The organism is Mesobacillus jeotgali, assembly GCF_900166585.1.
Taxonomy (GTDB): Bacteria; Bacillota; Bacilli; order Bacillales; family Cytobacillaceae; genus Mesobacillus; species Mesobacillus jeotgali_A.
On the sequence record NZ_FVZC01000009.1, the window covers coordinates 1362609 to 1380500 of the forward strand.

Genomic DNA, 17892 nt, shown 5'->3' on the forward strand with positions numbered 1-17892 from the left:
TGCAGCTGATTTTCCTAATTAACCAGTTCATATGGGAATTTTTTTAAAATAATAAACGCTATTTCTTATGAGAAAAGTAAAAACGGCAAGCCAATTACTCCATGGCTTGCCAGTACTTTATCAATTTGTAATATTAATTGCTTCACCTAATAACTGTATATCTTTATATATTTCAGTTTTCAGTTCATCGTCTTTGCAGTGTGCATATTCTTCAAATAATCGGCCTAATTCTTTAATAAATAAAAGATGTTCTTCAACTGCAACCATACAGAGACCCCTTTACACAGAAGATGACCAGTGGCAATTGCTGTGTTAACATTTTCTGCTGACCAGAATATTTACCCGTAAAATAAACTATTAAACTACCAATTTTTATATTTATATGCGACTGCTGTCCACTATATGACAACCATTGTTTAATGCATGGCCCTTTAAGGGAAGTAATTATGAAGAAATATAATATTCAGGGGGTAAATAGATGTGGATACAAAAACCTTTTTTTAAATATGCTACAGCGATCATACTGGTTCTTCTCATTATTTTTCTTTTTGGAAAAATAGATTATTTCGTCTGGCCACTGCAAAATTTCATTATAGCTATATTTTTTCCTGTCCTAATCTCAGGTCTCGTTTACTATATTTTGAGAAAGCCGGTTGAATTGCTTCACAGGTATCTCCCTAAAATAGTCAGCGTACTCATTGTTTTTATACTAGTCGCAGGAATATTCTCCAGTTTCTTTTATTTCGCGGGATCGATGTTAGGTGAGCAGGTCAGTGGCTTGACAGAAAATTTCCCTGAAAAGGTCGATGAGGTTACGAAGGAATCACAAAAGGTCATCAATGATAACTCGATAGGTTTTATCAATGCGGACGAGCTAAAACAGAAGGGCATAAATTATTTAAGCAAGCTATCACAAAATCTCGGGGAAAATATCATGACACTATTTTCCTTGATTACTAGCATAGCAACAGTCCTGGTGGTTGTACCTTTCCTGGCTTTCTTCTTTTTAAAGGATGATGAAAAATTAAGACCATATATCATTAGACATATTCCTGAAGAACACGAGGAGGAAGGCAATCGAATATTGAAGGATATCGATAAAACATTGTTCACATATGTAACAGGCCAATTTATTATCGCTCTGGTGGATGGCACCCTGATGTATATCGGTTATAAGATTATTGGACTTGACTATGCGCTTATTTTAGCAATTTTTACAATGTTTTTAACCGTTGTTCCCTTTCTGGGACCTATTATAGGGGTAATTCCAGCTCTGTTCGTAGCACTTACCAGCAGTCCATTGATGATGTTTAAGGTCTTAATTGTACTGGTGATCGTGCAGCAGCTGGAAGGAAACCTTGTCACCCCTCAAGTTATGGGAAAGAAGCTCAACCTCCACCCCATCACAGTCATTCTGCTGTTAATCGCAGCTGGTTCATTATATGGGTTCATCGGCATTCTTATTGCCATACCGCTCTATTCAGTGATAAAAATCATCATTAGGGATGTTTGGAAGTTTTATAAGCTTCGCAGTAAAACATCATAATACAGAACGACAGCCTGGTATTGACAGGCTGTCGTTTTATTGTGTTTTTTTCATGATTTATACCGGTACGTTTATAATTGAAAAAGTTTAATTTGAATTTGCTCCCCCATCCTGCAGGCCTTCAAGAACGAATGGCCGGACGGTTATGTCCGTCAGCAATCCGCTATGGCTTACCCCTGTGATTTGGACATTATCTGCGCCATTAATTATCGAACTCGTATAAGGATTAATAACAGTATCCGCACTGCTGTAAATCGATGTGTATTGTATGATTGAAGATGTATCACTTCCATTTGGTGTCTCATCAGCACTATTCAAATCATTCAAGAAAGCACTTCCTGGAACCATTTCACGTGCCCCTTCAGTCCATAAGCCAAAATAAGATGAATTTGTTCCATGATGAGGCGACCCCAAAGTAATCACATCATCTACTTTTTGCGCACCCTCTAGGTACTTTACGTAATAGCGAGTGCTTAAACCACCCATGCTGTGAGCGACTATGTCTACTTTCGCAGCTTTTGTCTGCCGAAGGACCTGATTCACGAATGATTGTAATTCATAAGCATTGTCAATATTGCTTCCCGTTGTATCAGTATATTGGATGGCATACAAATAGCTTGATGGCCAGCCCTGGCTGATCAGCCATTGCTTCATATTGTCATAACCTGATGATGAACCTGTGAATCCATGGACAAATACGACCGGATCTTTTTCAGCTTCCGCTGAAACCCTCTTAGCGGCGGTTGCTGGTGAAACAAGAGCAAGAATAAAGACAACCGAAACAACCAAACTTATTAGGCCCCTTACCATTATTATAAAAACCTCCTAAAATTATAATCTATAAATATTATGGCAGCGTTTTCAAAAAATTCCTTAAACTAAATAAGTGAGGCAACAGATACTCTCATTCAATTTACCTTTTCACATACCTCTCCTTCGTCATTTTACAAAAGATTGAATAGAAACTGTTTTATTTGGGCAGCCTATTCCCAGTTTGATAAAAGGGAGGTTTAGCCAATGATACGAATTATCATTCCGCTGATATCACTTTTAGTCCCGGCCATGTTGTTCACAGGATGCAATACTTATACGGATGAAGGAGCAGATTCTCCTCATGTTTATGGAGAGAATAACCCGCATGTCCTTAATTTAAATGAGGAATACCGCTCCAATTCTTATAATCAGACCTATAGGATAAAGGGCAACGATGATCTAGAACAACAAGCAGAAATGCTCCAAAATGTCCAAAGTGCGACAGTCATCACAGTCCAGCCAAAAGCCTATGTAGCCGTGGTTCTCGAAGATGGCAATACTACTTCTGTTCCAGACGAGGTATATAACAAAATTGACCGCCAAATAAAAGCTGCAGATGATGCGATTAAAGAAGTATTTGTCTCGTCTAATGCGGATTTTGTAGTGGAAATGACAGATTTTCGCGAGCAGCTCCAAAGCAGAAGACCAATCCCCGGTCTAACTGAAGATTTTAATACAATGATTGAAAGGGTATTTCCTGCCCATCACTAAAATAACCTGCTTAGAAAGGGCACCGGATTGCATCCGGTGCCCTTGATATTCTCCTTAAATAGGCAAACTTGTTTCGCCGCTATCTTTACCTTTCGATAACTCTTCATCAATCATTTTATCGAGCCTGATTATGCTTTGTTTTGCTCGTTCTTGATCAATTTTTCGATAATGATGTTTACCGCCTTCTTCTTCGTCTTTTTCATCCGCCCATTTTACGACCTTCTGAAGCGGAGTCCGGACAATGTCGTTTGAAGGCAAAAAGGAGTCAGTATGGAAAAGGATTGCAAGTGAAGTGGCTTTCGCCTGTACGGGGTTTTCTCCAAGCCTGATGAGGAGCTTGTGCGCCCTTTCAGCACCCTTTATAGGATGTATATCGTTCTTTCGGTATAATTCGTAGTCCCACTTACCGTTCCTGTACCAGGTGAAATGGCCGATGTCGTGGAGGAACCCTGCTTTGGCAGCGATATCTACATCTACATTATGTTTTTTGGCAAGCTGGAATGCATGGTATGCAACAGCAATTGCATGTGCCATTCCTGAACGTTTTAAATATTTCTGGGCAATATGATGTTCATATATATCTAAAAGTGTTACATCTCTCACAGGCTAACCTCCTTGATAAGTGTTTTGCTTATTTTTATGAATGTTAACAGAATTCATGTAAAAATGCACATTATAAAACTCTCTGTGTCTCTATAAACTTAAAAAAGCTGGCAAAGAGTGACAACCTGCCAGCAGCTTCCTTAATTCCAGTTTTCCAACTTCATCTTTATGTTCTCTTTTATTCTAGCTAAGAAGGTCTTCTCTCCTTTTGCTCCCTTTTGTTTGTTCCATTCATTAAAGCTAGCGACACTAATTAGAATTGAACCGGAAACAAGAAGATACCCCCACCAAGGGAGATTTCCCCAAAATGGTCTAGTCTGCATGATGACGTTAAGAAGCAAAACCCCGGCACCGATAAAAAAATACGCTTTAACCCGCAGCCACATGCCTGCAAGCATTGAGATCAGGGAAAGAGAACCAAGGATCAGCGCATCATATACTGTGTTGCTCGCCATTCCATCCTGAATGAGGAGCAGTGAGACAATTAACAGCACTATCCACTGAATATAACCAGTGATTTTAGCATATCGCTGCTTAAAGATTAATCGCATGAAGATAACAAGGACTACAAACGGGAAGACGTACGCTTCTCTCTCTAATAAGTCTGGAATATTAATTTGTCCAATCGCAGTATAGTAAGGAACCAATAAATAAGCTCCCGCCAAGAATTGTACCGATGTTGAACCCTTACCGTGAATCCTGTTTTTCTGCAGCCATAATCCCGCAGATAAAAGCAATCCATGAAAAATCATTGCCCAGAAAGTCTCTGTGTGCAGCGGTGCGATGGAAAAGATGAACAAGAAGCCAGCTATGGAAAAGGCATCAAGGCTTTTAAGTCCATAAGAACCGCCACTCTCCCAAAAATTCTTATATAACCATCTACCAAATAACAATAGCGACACTCCAAAAAAAGCCAGAATGTCAATCTCAACAAACACATCAAGATTAGTCATAAAAAGGATCTGAATGGTTCCGTAATAAACCATCAACAGTGGGATAATAGCAATCGGGTCCCACTTAATACGGCAGAGGAGAACTATGACTAAAGCGGCATAACTGATTGTCATTACATAAAGAAGCCATGTGTACGGATAAGCCACCAGAAAGCTGGCGATTCCTAATAGCGAAAACGGTACAAGGTAAAATAGTGTTCTGTTTTTAAAGTCCACTGATGAAAAGAACCAGAAACCTGCGATAAAAATACTTACAGCAAAAAATGCGTAGTGACTTGATTCTCCTGCTGAAAGATGGCTTATTCCCATTTTTACCGTCATGAAGAAAGCAGTGAAAGCGCCATAGAGAAAGTATTTAATTGTCCATTCTTTTTTTGCAAACGGGACACTGGCAGCATACACAGCTGCTGCCACCAGATAACTCCATACTGCATCATCCCGATAAAAAAGGAACCCAGAAGACAGGATTGGGACCAGATAGATATTGCCTACCCATGCAAACCCATCTGCCAGATGTTTTTCCTTTTTCATCAGTAAAGCCGCCATTCCCAGCAGCAGCCAACCGCCTCCTGGCATGATAAAGGATTCTGCAGTATCACTGAAATTTATTTCTTCATTTATCGAATTCGAGGTGATCAAATACCAGATCAAGACGACAAATCCCGGAAGGAATGCCATCACCCTCTCCCTGATCACGAAGAAAAGTAACAGTGACATCACAATCCCGCCAAACCAAATGAATGATTCTCCATAATTATTTTTAATCGGTACTATGAATGTAAAGAACAGGCCAGCAGCATAAAAACCATGAGCAGAGAATAAAACATTTTTGGATAAACCAATATCTTTCACTTTAAAAGCTGTACTGGCAATTAGCAGTACAATTCCTGCGAGTGCAAAGTTTCCTGCAATACCGAACAAATTCTCATATACACTTGTTTGTATCCTTACTTCCTCTCCAAATGCCGTCACAGAGAAACCGAGCGTTATAGGTACAGCCCATTGAGCCACAAGTGGGATAAGGGGCCTAATATCGATTTTCCCCATCTCATAAAATACAAAGCTCGTGAGAAGGAACATCAATCCCAGTTCCCACCAGTCATACATCCACAACGCAAAAAGTACCGTTAAAAGCATAATCAACAATCCAACATCACGTGAACTGTTTCTAATTCTTTGAATTGGCTTAAATTTAATCAGCCAGCCCGCAGTCATAAAAAGGATTAGACCGACAAAATATACCGGCAACGCTAAATTGTCGAACTCAAACCAGTTTTGAAACAGTAATACCGCTTCAAACATAGCGGATGCAAGAAAAATAGGGCTTAGGTAATTAAAAATGAAATTTTTATTTGTATTTGATAGATAAATAAAATTGACTGAAATGATCAGGTAAGCTGTAAATAAAACAAAGGATGGATTTTGAAAGCGAACCAGCAGTCCTTCAGCTGTAATGAAAAGAAACGCAAGGCCAGATACAATGGCACTGGTGACCTGGAAAACTTTTTTCAAAGGAAATTGATCACCAAACAATTTCGGCACAAACAGAAAAACAAATCCAAGAAGTGCATAACCAATATCATTGATTTCTGCAAATCGCCCATTCTCTAGAATTTGATAAGCACCATAAACGAGCATTGTACTGAATACAAAATGGTACTGCTGATGACCATTCACAAAAATCATCGAGAGATAGACAATAGAAGTTAATATTACATTGAATCCATTAAATAAATAATTTTCGTAGAAAAAGAGCATCATTAAAGTCGATAAAACCAGGTTAGCCTGATAGTAAATTGCAAGTTCTTTTGTAAATAACGGCAGCTTGCCATTCTTTTTAAGCAGATGATAACCAGCAATCAAAAATGTATTGAAGATCACCAGTCCAAGAAAAAACCCATCCGATTCAAGGCCTATTGCCTTTAAAAAGTAAGCAGCAGAAACCGTGAATGATATAAGAGTAAACCATACAAACAATCTGGATGACAATCTTTCGGCAAGCCTGGAATAAATCGGAATTAAAACGGAACTGCTGATCAAACCCAATAAGAACCTGCCATCACCATAGAATGACAAATTCGACCCCAGCAATTCAAACCAGCCGAGAGACAGTGTAAAAATCGGCAAAAATAAGCTTGCGAGGACGACGAAAGCAAAAGCTGTTTTTTCGATTTTCAGCATGGCATAGCTTATATAGGAAATTCCATAAAACAATCCGGAGACAAGAGCAATGGAACCAGCCTTCATCCAAGGAGTCATTGTTTCCCAATTGCTTGTGGCCACGAACAACCCGCCGATTAACAGCATGATTACGCCAATATTCAACGACCAGGAAATATTGCGTTCACGAATTTCTTCTGCACTTTTCTTTATCCTGATTTTTCCCGGATTGGATTCATGCTTTATGACATTTGGTTTTACAGGAGATTTATGATCCTCAATATTGTTTATGGAATTCTGATTCAGCTTTACCGCATCATTGGCCTTGTTTTCCGCTTCCTTAAGATTCTCTAATTTAAATTTTTCTTGCTGTTCAAAGGCAATCAAATCGAGGAAATATTCATTATATGCTTCCGCGAGAGTGTTATAGTCCCCAGAAGAAACATAACCTAGCTCTTTTAGACGATAGAGCTCATCACGGAAAATCCTGCGCCTTTCCTCTTTAGGAGTAAGTTCCATTTTTATCCCCCAATTCCTGTTTAATCCTATAATAATCGATAAGTGTAATTTTACACTATTTATAAAATATTTCAATATTAAAACAAGAAATTTTAGTGGGTAAATTTCGACAAATTTTATTCCCTTCACAGGCAAATCCATATATAATATCGGAGTGCGGACACAACATTTATTATGCCTTCTCTTAGCACAATTTTTTAAAAAACTGACTGAAAGAATTAGAGGTTAATAGTATGGCTGATTTTTTATGGGTAATTTATCTAGGGTTTATGGGCGCAACAGCAGTCTGGTTTTTGATTAAGGGTAAATATAAGAACAATATAACCCGGTTAGATTTTTTGATTTCAATTATTACGTGGTTGGGTTTATTTGGTTTTGTGACCGAAACGGAAATGTTTGTACCGTCGGTTTGGAAAATGGTATTTATCATTGGTCTTCTCTGGGATGTGCTATTCACCATATTCTTCGCTGATCGTTTTGCCGGGGATTTTGGATTCGAAGAAGAAGAGGACCCAATGCCATTGGTAGCTAGACTGATTGGGTTAATCACGATCGCTCCCCTATATTATGGAATATTTCAATATGCTTTTTAAAACGGCTAAGGCCGTTTTTTTTGTGACTTAAGTATACTATCGTGAAATAACATTTCTTATTTTTAGTATAGTTTCAATCGTTTTTTAGTGTTTTTTCTGCTCTAACGAGGGATACCGCATTATGATTTAGTACCAGGTACTATTAGTATTTATGTGTGTGTTTCTCAGAAAGACACTGTTTCCATCATTCTAAAAAAGCCACTAAAAAGGGACAGAACCTATTGGTTCTATCCCTTTGTAATCATTATGGATTGGTAGACCACATTCCCGCTGTCTTGATGAAGACTCTTCGGTTCAATTTTAATTGTGCTACCATTAATTCGGCCAGATCTTCTGGCTGCATAACTTTTTCTGGATTTCCATCGGTCAGGTTCGTTTCGATGGCAAGGTCTGTAGCAACTGTGCTTGGAGTAAGCGCGCTGACACGTATATTGTGCTTACGCACTTCCAGCATTAATGATTCAGTCAATCCGAGCACTCCGAATTTGGAGGCACTGTACGCACTTGTCACTGGAGCGCCTTTTTGGCCTGCTGTTGAAGCAATATTGATGATATCCCCTGTTTGGCGCTCGATCATACCCGGCAAGACTGCTCGTGTTACATAATATGTTCCCATCAAGTTGACCTGGATAATTTGCTCCCATTCCTGCGGGTCAAGGTCCAGGAAACCGCCGAATTTTGCAATACCAGCATTGTTGATTAATATATCAATCGTTCCTAGTTCTTCTTTTATATGCTCAACAGCATGCTCTACAGACTCACGGTCAGCAATATCAGCGACTGCTCCAGATACTTCAACCCCATATTCCCCTAATTCTGTTGTAACCTTCTCCAGGTTTTCAAGTGTACGTCCAATCATACCGATATTTACGCCTTCCTTAGCCAGCGCAATGGCAGCAGCACGGCCAATGCCTCTTCCTGCACCTGTTATCAGGGCAGTTTTACCTTTTAACGATTCCATATGACGACTCCTTTCAAATATGTAGTCAAGCATAAATTATAAAAAAACTCACGCGAGAAAACAAATTATGTGTCTTAATATAAAAGTCGGTTTTCGTAAAGATTGTTGTTAAAATCCTAAAGCCTATTTTAACTTGACAAAAGCCATTTTGCATGTCGGTACTAAGTTTGCAAGCTCTTTTCTCATCATAAGGGTGGATTTCATGAAGAAAGTGAGGTAATCCGATCTTATTTAGTAGGATATAGCAACAAAGTTTGAGAAAAGAGCCATATAAAAAAACCAGCAGTGTTTGAAACTGCTGGCCTGTCAAATTATAAGGGTTGTAGTGCCACTGTTTCTCTATTTTTGAGATGCTCAACCATCTTGTTCCACTTTTCTGGCTTCTTTTCTAGAACAGAATAATAAGTGGTTAAAAACTCCGAGATTAATGCAGCAGGCAATTCATGGGTGTTATCATCAGTAGGCATGAAGCAAAGGTCTAGTCCCTCGACAGCTTCACCGTCATTTTCCCAGGATGGATGAACATAATCAATATCCAGTCGCTTATACCCTAGATGCGATAGTACCTCTCGTCTGACAAATGGATCCATAATTTTTACGCCGCCAAATTCATGATCCGTTTTACGGTATGGGTCATAAATCTCAGCAAACATACCGAATAATTCAACTCCTTGTTCAGAAGCCAGGCTTTGCAAATCTTGCATTCTTTTATTTGCAAGGAAACGTCCCAGGCTAAGGCCAGGTTTGCCGACAATCGTGAAATCTGTCATTGCGATATTCCAGTCTGGATAATAACGATATTCAGTTACACCAACTACTTCTCCCTCATGAACTGCAACAAAAACACGGATTCCCGGATCTTCAAGCGGTTCTTTCCAGAGGTTAAATTCAAGTACTTCCTCGGGAGGAAAAACCTCTTTCATCAAGCTGTGGAGTTTTGCAAATAAGGGATCTTCAATGCTGGTAACGCGGATGTATTCCATCAAATTCACTCCTTATCGAATTAGATTTTTTCTGCCTCTTCCCAGTCTGGATATAAATCTGTACGGCGATCCCGCCACGTCGTTACCGAACCACGTTCCCGAACCTCATACAGAAGCTCAAGATCAAGATCAGCAGTAACAATCATATCATTATTTAGTTCCCCTTCCACCTGAAGGCCCTTAGGCGGGAATGGAATGTCATTTGGCGTAATGACTGCGGCCTGACCAAAGTTGGCCCGCATGAAATCAACCGTAGGCAATGCTCCGACTGTTCCTGTTAAAACAACATAGACTTGATTTTCAATGGCTCTTGCATGGCTTGTATAACGTACACGATGAAAACCATGTCGGTCATCGGTGCATGAAGGTACAAAGATAACATCAGCACCTTTTGCTTTAGCCATTCTCACGATTTCAGGGAACTCGATGTCATAGCAAGTCAAAAGAGCGATTCGTCCCTTGACAGTATCAAATACCCTGAAATCCTCCCCAGCACTCATATTCCATTCATTAACTTCAGTTGGAGTGATGTGCAGCTTTGCTTGTTCAACAATCCTGCCATCCGGGTAAAACATATGGGCCACGTTATAGAGTTTTCCTTCTCTTGCTATAACATGTGTACCCCCGATAATATGCATGCCTGTCTCCAAAGCAAAATTCTGGAACAGGTTTAAATATTGTTCAGTAAATCCAGGGAGTTCATTGATGGTCAGCCTTGTACCCTGTTCACTGCCTATTGATAACAATTGAGTAGTGAAAAACTCAGGAAACAACACAAACTCAGAACCATATTCCTGTGCTGTTTTAACATAATGCTCACATTGCCCGGCAAACTCTTCGAACGACCTGATCGTATGAAGATGGTATTGGACTGCGGAAACCCTCATTTTCATCCATCATTCCCCCTGTATATTAAAAGAATTATCATCTTGAAATCAAAAGTTCAGAAATACGAAAATCATTATAGTACATATTATTTTTTTTGGATATAATTTTTGAGAAAAAAAGCCCCTGGAATTTAAATATTTTTGCACCGTATAATCTTGGTTGTTTTAGATTTTTAATTATAATATGTATTTCTTTCTGGGCTGACCATGGTCGGCTAATTAGATTCTTACAATATCCTACAAATAAGAAGGTCTTTTTAATCAGGAGGATTTACAGGTATTTTATCTTACTTAAGACAGTGCGCATTTCTATACCATATTGCTAGCAACCACTATCGTATGAATATCAAAAGCTATCAATATGTGGCTTTTCCTGTCAAAACGCAGGAAATATACTCGTTTATCCGCTTTCCAATTTGTCGGATTATTGATTTTCCTGACTCGTTATCGTCGAGTTGATCTATTAAAATTGCGGCGTACGCCCTCTTTGTTCCATATGTGATAACCGCACAATCGTGTTCGATACCAGCCAATTCACCTGTCTTATTTCCTATTTTGTATAGAGAATGATTCATTTGAGCAGGCAGTTTTTCTTGAATTTGCTGCTGAAGAAGAAATGCATGGAACAACTGTGAGGATTGCTTGGCCAACCATTGACCTTCCATGGCTTCCTTCAGGCATAACACGATGTCCGCACAAGTAGTAAGATTATCATCACCAGTTTGAATAGCCTTGAAATCAAGCATTTTACGCTTAAAAACCGTGTTGTGCATCCCGATTTTCGAGAGGTTGGAATTGATCGTGTCCATTCCAATAAGGTCAATCACCATATTGGCAGCGGAATTATCAGAAACAATGATCATAAGGGCCAACAGGTCATGAATTGTTATTTGCTTGATATTCATTGCCTGGAGGACTCCTGTACTGCCGATTCTGTCTCCTTGGCGGACTGCCACTGGCCTGTCCAATTCCAGGATTCCTTTGTCTATCTGCCTTAATGCCTCAAATAAGACTGGCAATTTAATCAAACTGGCTGACTGGTAAACTTCATTGCCGGTAAACTCAATAATTCGTCCTTCAATTTCCAAAAATAAACTCGCCCGGCCTTTACAGCTGGCGAGTTCTTTTGCTAATTGATCCTTTAATTCATTAATGTGCATTTTAACCAAACCTTTATCTAATATTTACTAACATTTCCTTATTCCCATCGCTTCCAGACTTGTCATTATACAGGTGACAAGCAACGTAATGGTCCTGGTCAATTTCATGCCATACAGGCTTAGTCTCCGCACATACTTCCATCGCATGCTGACATCTCGTCCTGAATACACATCCGGTCGGAGGATTGATTGGACTGGGCAGTTCTCCCTCAAGGATGATGCGCTCCCTCTTGTCCTCTACATCCGGATCAGGAATCGGGATGGCCGATAACAATGCCTGGGTATATGGATGAAGCGGTTTTTTATAAAGCTGACTGCTAGCCGTAAGTTCGACTATGTGGCCAAGATACATAACGCCAATCCTGCTGCTTATTTGTTTTACCATCGAAAGATCATGGGCGATGAATAAATATGTCAATCCTTTTTCTTCCTGTAACCGTTTCAGAAGGTTTACTACCTGTGCCTGTACTGATACATCCAGTGCCGAAATGGGTTCATCGGCAATAATGAAATCAGGATCGAGGGCAAGTGCTCTTGCAATTCCTATTCTCTGCCGCTGGCCTCCACTGAACTCGTGCGGATAACGGTTTGCATGATCCCTATTCAGCCCTACACCCTCCAGAAGTTGATAGATGCGTTCAAGTCGCTCCTTTTTATTAGGATATAATCCGTGTACCTCCATCGGTTCAGCAATGATTTCTTTGACTGTGGATCTTGGGTTCAATGAAGCATAAGGATCCTGGAAAATCATTTGCATTTGTTTGTGGAAGTGGAACTTCTCTTTTTCCGATAATGAATGTACATTCTTGCCGTTGAAAATGATTTCTCCATCCGTAATATCGTATAGGCCAATCATGGTACGCCCGGCCGTTGATTTCCCACAGCCTGATTCTCCTACTAGTCCAAAAGTTTCCCCTTTATAAATATCAAAAGAAATTCCGTCTACAGCTTTCAGAATTTCATTTTTCCCCATGCTAAAATGCTTTTTTAAATCTCTGACACTTAATAAAACTTCATTTTTCATATTTATTCCCCCGTATTCATCCAGTAGCGTCTAGCTGCACAGAGTTCTTTTTCGTAGATTGTATCAGCGAGTGGGATAATTTCTATATTTTTGCCGGTATTGGGAGAATGAAGAAGCTTGCCATCTCCATAATATATGCCAACATGATGAATGCGCCCTTTGCCTTCTTCATAAGCGAAGAAAAGCAAGTCGCCTGGTAAAATGTCATTTAATTCGATATTCTCACCTGCAGCTGCTTGTTCATGAGCATCCCTTGGAATGATGTAACCATTTGCACGGCACATATTATAGCTGAATCCTGAACAATCATAGCCGTAACTACTCATGCCTCCCCACAGATATGGCAGGCCAATGAATTGTTCACCAGATGCAACAATGGCTGCGCCATTATTTTTGGGGATCTCCTTTTCTGCTTGATAGACTGCGGCATCTTCTGCTCTTATAATCCCTATCCCTGTTGGTGTCTTCACACGGATTCTATCGACTATATCTTCCACGGCCGGCAGCATGGTCTGATAACTTAATTCCATCAGTCTTTCATTACGCTCAGAATACAGCAAGGCTTTCTTGGATGTAATAACAGCCACAGGCCCCTGCTTGATATACCAATCGGACTGTTGAATCAGCTGATCCTTCGGTATCCACCCAGGGTAACCTCGGCTATCTTTGCCTGAAGGCTGGTCGGGGATGACAACATGTGCCCAATCTCCCTTTTCATCAATGATCATAACCTCCTGCCCAAATAAAACCTGTGACTGGACAAGGTTGTCATCACATAATTGGAGCCTTGGTTCATATGTAAGCTTTTCAAGCCACTCTTCCAATCTAACAGTCCCAGCTATTGCGTCCCTGTCGATTTCCCTTGCAGATTCATACGAAGTCCACAGAGTGGCTACCGGGACATTGACGAGCCAAATATTATTGCTTTCCATTGATTCTTCCTCCTTCTAAAAGGATTTTTTCTATCCCAAGACCAGTTCCTTCAGGAAATGTAATTTTTCTGCCGTTATACTTTATTCCGCCTGCAATCACTTCCTTTGCATGCATTAATGGTGCATCGAAATCATACCGGGTGATGTTTTTTTTACTCGCTGCAAAATGGGCGGCAGCAGTGATTCCAAGACCGGTTTCTATCATGCTTCCAACCATGCATTCCATCCCCACTGTCTCAGCCATTTGATTAATCATTTGCGCCTGATATATCCCGCCTGACTTCATTAATTTAATATTAATCAAATCCGCGCTTCTCCTTCTGATCACTTCAAATGCCTGTTTAGGTGAAAATACACTTTCATCAGCCATGATTAATGTATCTACAGAATCAGTGACCTGCTTGAGGCCATCCAGGTCTTCAGCTTTGACAGGCTGTTCCACTAATTCGATTTCCAGTCCTTCATCCTCCATGCTCCTGATTGCCCTTACAGCATCTTTTGGTTTCCAGCCCTGATTGGCATCAAGCCTTATTTTAATCTGATTGCCAACTCTTTTGCGAATCTCCCTGATTCTCGCAATGTCGTTTGCGATGTCACCTATGCCAACCTTTACCTTAAGTACATTAAACCCTTTGTTAACATAATCAACTGCGTCCTCACCCATCTCTTCGGGGCTGTTAACACTGACAGTAAAGTCGGTCTCAATTTCATTCCTGAAGCCGCCCAGGAATTGATAGAGCGGAAGACCGCAGTTCTGAGAGATACAGTCGTATAAAGCCATATCAACCGCTGCTTTAGCACTTGTATTATTGACAAGGAGTGTTTTTAAACCTTGAAATACAGATTCAAAGCTAAGTAGGCTTTTTTTCATTAAGAAGGGGCTTATTACTTCATTTATGGCCGCCTCTATGCCCGCAAGGCTGTCCCCAGTAATCACGAGTGTCGGCGGTGCTTCTCCCCAGCCTGTGATCCCATTATCACAAGTGACTTTAACAAAGATTGCTTCTGCTACAGTAACTGTACGAAGAGCGGTTTTGAAAGGCTTGTTGAGAGGGACAGCTGTGCGGAATGTTTCAATTTTATCAATAATCATTTCCTGGTCTCCTTTGAAACTATTTAATGCCACTCTCGACGAATAATTTTTTGGATTCTGTCTCCATTCTGGCAGTCGTTCCGAAAGGGACTCCGATATGCGGGGAGCAATGTCCCATTTTGAATCCCTTTAGCGCTGGCCTTCTGGCGAGTTTAATATAATGGTCAATGACTTCTTCCAAACTTAAAGACAAATCCCTTTCCGGCACGCAATTATTAAAGTCTCCTAAAAGGATTCCTGCTGTGTCTTGAAGTTTACCTGCCATATATAGTTGATTAAGCATCCGGTCAACTGCGCGTGGTTCTTCATTTATGTCTTCAATCAACAGAATTTTGCCTTTTGTTTCAATTTCAAATGGTGTTCCCATTGAACTGGAAAGAAGAGAAAGATTGCCCCCAACTAATTCGCCTTCAGCATAACCCGGCACCAGCTCTTCGATTTGCGAAAGCTCTGTATCATATTGCAAGTCAGTCGGTGTGAACAATTGCCAAAATGTTTCTTTAGAAATTGGATGGGCCCCTTCTTTTCCAATATCCGAAGCAAGCATTGGACCATGGAAGGTTACAAGTCCAGTCTGTTGCCTGATGGCTGTGTGTAAAAAAGTGATATCACTGTAACCCCAAAAAATCTTAGGATTTTTTTTAATTGTTTCATAGTCTATGGATGAAGCTATTCGCGCCGTTCCATATCCTCCCCCTGCACAGATAATACCTTTAACCTCATCATCCCTGAACATCTCATGAAAATCTGCCAATCTTTCATAATCCTCACCCGCAAGATAACCATATTCAGTGTATACGGATTTCCCCAGTTTGTAATTCAGACCTAATTCTGTTAGAAAAGAAAGGGCCCGGTTTAAATTTTCTTTGTTAGGCGGACTTGCTGGCGCAATAACGGCAACTGTATCACCTTTTTTTAATCGTTCAGGTTTAATGGCCATATTCATCAACTCCCTTCAATTTTTGATCATTTATTTAGCCTTCCATTGCTCGCAAGTCAAAACTTTCCCAGAGATTTATTTTGTAAATAGCAGCAGTTCGTTTTTCCCTCTCCCGGTATTTTGGTAAATGCAGCAGCCCTGCTTTTCTCGACATTTTGTTTCAGCGCCTTTTTCAGTAAGCAGTCACAAAGCTTTGCTAAATATGCAATAAAATATAATAAAAGAGTATGTACTAGTAAGGTAAAATTTGATCCTTCAGATATACTTTTGGCAATCATAGTTCAAATAGTCTAACCTTGTGAAGTTACTATATACGGGAACATTCATTAGTCAAAAAGAGGTGTTCCAAGATGAACACCTCTTTCTTAGAATCATTACTTCTTGTCTGCCCACTTTAATTCCATATATCCTACTGGATGACGGAGGACATCTGAAACTGCTTCATTTTGAAGATATACCTGATTGTAAAAATGCACTGTGAAGATTGGTGCTTCTTCGAACAGGATTTTTTCTGCTTCGTACATTAAGTCAAAACGTTTTGTCTCATCAGATTCATTCTTTGCTTTTTGGATTAACTCATCATACTTCGGATTTCCCCAGCCAGTACGGTTCATGGAGTGTCCGGTCTGGAAGTTTTCAAGGAAGTTGATTGGATCTGCGTAATCAGCCAGGAATGAACTTCGTGAAAGCTGGTGTTTTAAAGCTTTCTGTTCTTCTGCGAATACGTTCCATTCCATGTTCGCAAGTTTAACTTCTACATCCAGGTTTTCTTTAAACATTTGCTGTAATGCCTCAGCGATTTTTTTATGCGTATCATCTGTGCTATAGGTTAGGGTAACATCTGGAAGTTTTGTATAACCTTCCTCTTCCATACCCTTCTTCAATAAGGCTTTTGCCTCTTCAATGTCTGTTTTGTTGAAATCACCGTTTACTTCTCGGAAATCCTTTCCTGAAGGATCTTTAAACCCAGGAGATACAAAACCATATGCTGCTTCTTCTTTGTTTTTGGTAACAAAGTCGACAATCTTTTGCTGATCTACAGCAAGAGCAAAAGCTTTTCGGATATTGAGGTTCTGGAACGGCTCTTTCGTGACATTGAATCGATAGAAGTAATCTCCTGCCTGGTCATCAACCTTCACTTTCCCGTCTTTGAACAGCTTATCGCTCAATTCTGCAGGAACGTCGGATACATCCAGGTCTCCAGCCTGGTACATTTGGTACTCTGTATTTGTATCATCAACAATAGCCCACTCTACACGGTCAAGTTTTACATTTTTTGCATCCCAGTACTTGTCATTCTTTTTCATGACGAATTTTGTGTCATGTTCCCAGCTTGCCAGATTGAATGGTCCATTTCCTACGAACGATTTGGCTTCTGAGAACCATTTTGGATTTTCTTTGGCAACTTTTTCATTGATCGGGAAGAATGCAGGATTGGCAATTACACTGAGAAAATAAGCCTGAGGGCTAATGAGTGTAACTTCAAATGTCTTATCGTCTACAGCTTTTACTTTGACATTATCTGCAGAACCCTTTCCGCTGTTAAAATCCTCGCCGCCTTCAATGAAATAGCCAAGGAATGCTGCAGCTGAACCAGTTGCAGGATCCAGCAGGCGTTTCCATGCGAACACGAAATCATTGGCAGTTACATCATCGCCATTAGACCATTTTGCATCTTCACGAATATGGAAGGTGTATGTTTTTCCATCTTCAGATACATCCCACTTTTCTGCTGTTGCAGCTTCAGGCTGATGGTCTTTTCCAAGTCTTGTGAGCCCCTCCATCAGGTTGTTCAAAGCATTCCATGATGCTGAATCAAATCCAATTGGCGGGTCAAAAGAAGTTGGCTCTTGTCCGTTGTTAAGGTAAAGGACTTTTTCCCCTCCCTTTTCCCCATTATCCTTCCCTTCTGTCGACTCTTTGCCGGCATTTTCCTTGGCAGTACATGCCGCCATAGTGAACACAAGTATTACCGCCATTAGCATGGTCAAAAACTTCTTCACTCTGCTTCCCC

Annotated in this window: 16 protein-coding genes; 3 read left to right on the plus strand and 13 right to left on the minus strand. The window is 40.2% G+C overall.

The window, feature by feature from the left end; all coding sequences use genetic code 11:
• Positions 1-120 precede the first annotated feature (120 nt).
• Positions 121-267, minus strand: coding sequence for a hypothetical protein (locus B5X77_RS23430; protein WP_176167358.1), 147 nt, complete (start codon positions 265-267; stop codon positions 121-123).
• 211 nt (positions 268-478) lie between these two features.
• Here B5X77_RS23430 and B5X77_RS16895 point away from each other — a divergent pair, with 211 nt between their 5' ends.
• A complete protein-coding gene (locus tag B5X77_RS16895; protein ID WP_079509113.1) occupies positions 479-1546 on the plus strand; it encodes an AI-2E family transporter in 1068 nt (355 codons plus the stop codon).
• An 87-nt stretch (positions 1547-1633) separates the two neighbouring features.
• Here the strand turns inward: B5X77_RS16895 and B5X77_RS16900 are convergent, their stop codons facing one another.
• The gene (locus B5X77_RS16900; protein ID WP_079509114.1) at positions 1634-2356 is read right to left on the minus strand and encodes an esterase/lipase family protein; all 723 of its coding nucleotides are present in this window, start codon (positions 2354-2356) and stop codon (positions 1634-1636) included.
• Between the two features lie 207 nt (positions 2357-2563).
• Between B5X77_RS16900 and B5X77_RS16905 the strand changes: the two genes are divergently transcribed.
• Positions 2564-3070 (plus strand): YhcN/YlaJ family sporulation lipoprotein, encoded by a 507-nt coding sequence (locus tag B5X77_RS16905; RefSeq protein WP_079509115.1) that lies wholly within the window; start codon positions 2564-2566, stop codon positions 3068-3070.
• A 54-nt stretch (positions 3071-3124) separates the two neighbouring features.
• On the opposite strand, the gene B5X77_RS16910 is transcribed toward B5X77_RS16905, so the two are convergent.
• On the minus strand, positions 3125-3673 hold the full coding sequence (locus tag B5X77_RS16910; protein ID WP_079509116.1) for an HD domain-containing protein: 549 nt from the start codon (positions 3671-3673) through the stop codon (positions 3125-3127).
• Between the two features lie 140 nt (positions 3674-3813).
• Complete coding sequence (locus B5X77_RS16915) at positions 3814-7305, minus strand: hypothetical protein (protein ID WP_079509117.1); 3492 nt, start codon at positions 7303-7305, stop codon at positions 3814-3816.
• 233 nt (positions 7306-7538) lie between these two features.
• On the opposite strand from B5X77_RS16915, the gene B5X77_RS16920 reads away from it, so the two are divergent.
• Positions 7539-7898 (plus strand): hypothetical protein, encoded by a 360-nt coding sequence (locus B5X77_RS16920; RefSeq protein WP_079509118.1) that lies wholly within the window; start codon positions 7539-7541, stop codon positions 7896-7898.
• A 244-nt stretch (positions 7899-8142) separates the two neighbouring features.
• Here B5X77_RS16920 and B5X77_RS16925 read toward each other — a convergent pair whose 3' ends face one another.
• The 9 genes from B5X77_RS16925 to B5X77_RS16965 all read right to left on the minus strand — a co-directional run bounded on the left by B5X77_RS16925 (position 8143) and on the right by B5X77_RS16965 (position 17863).
• Complete coding sequence (locus B5X77_RS16925) at positions 8143-8859, minus strand: 3-ketoacyl-ACP reductase (protein WP_079509119.1); 717 nt, start codon at positions 8857-8859, stop codon at positions 8143-8145.
• A 311-nt stretch (positions 8860-9170) separates the two neighbouring features.
• Entirely contained in the window at positions 9171-9842 is a 672-nt protein-coding gene (locus B5X77_RS16930) for a GNAT family acetyltransferase (RefSeq protein ID WP_079509120.1), read from the minus strand.
• 20 nt (positions 9843-9862) lie between these two features.
• Positions 9863-10735, minus strand: coding sequence for a carbon-nitrogen hydrolase family protein (locus tag B5X77_RS16935; protein ID WP_079509121.1), 873 nt, complete (start codon positions 10733-10735; stop codon positions 9863-9865).
• 350 nt (positions 10736-11085) lie between these two features.
• A complete protein-coding gene (locus B5X77_RS16940; protein ID WP_079509122.1) occupies positions 11086-11889 on the minus strand; it encodes a serine hydrolase in 804 nt (267 codons plus the stop codon).
• Between the two features lie 13 nt (positions 11890-11902).
• Entirely contained in the window at positions 11903-12913 is a 1011-nt protein-coding gene (locus B5X77_RS16945; RefSeq protein ID WP_079509123.1) for an ABC transporter ATP-binding protein, read from the minus strand.
• 2 nt (positions 12914-12915) lie between these two features.
• On the minus strand, positions 12916-13845 hold the full coding sequence (locus B5X77_RS16950; RefSeq protein WP_079509124.1) for a C40 family peptidase: 930 nt from the start codon (positions 13843-13845) through the stop codon (positions 12916-12918).
• Complete coding sequence (locus B5X77_RS16955; protein ID WP_079509125.1) at positions 13832-14938, minus strand: mandelate racemase/muconate lactonizing enzyme family protein; 1107 nt, start codon at positions 14936-14938, stop codon at positions 13832-13834. Before B5X77_RS16955 ends, B5X77_RS16950 begins: the two co-directional genes overlap by 14 nt.
• 19 nt (positions 14939-14957) lie before the next feature.
• The gene (locus B5X77_RS16960) at positions 14958-15878 is read right to left on the minus strand and encodes a S66 peptidase family protein (RefSeq protein ID WP_079509126.1); all 921 of its coding nucleotides are present in this window, start codon (positions 15876-15878) and stop codon (positions 14958-14960) included.
• Positions 15879-16252: 374 nt separating this feature from the next.
• Positions 16253-17863: a peptide ABC transporter substrate-binding protein gene (locus tag B5X77_RS16965; protein WP_079510275.1), complete on the minus strand. Its 1611-nt coding sequence runs from the start codon at positions 17861-17863 to the stop codon at positions 16253-16255.
• Positions 17864-17892 lie beyond the last annotated feature (29 nt).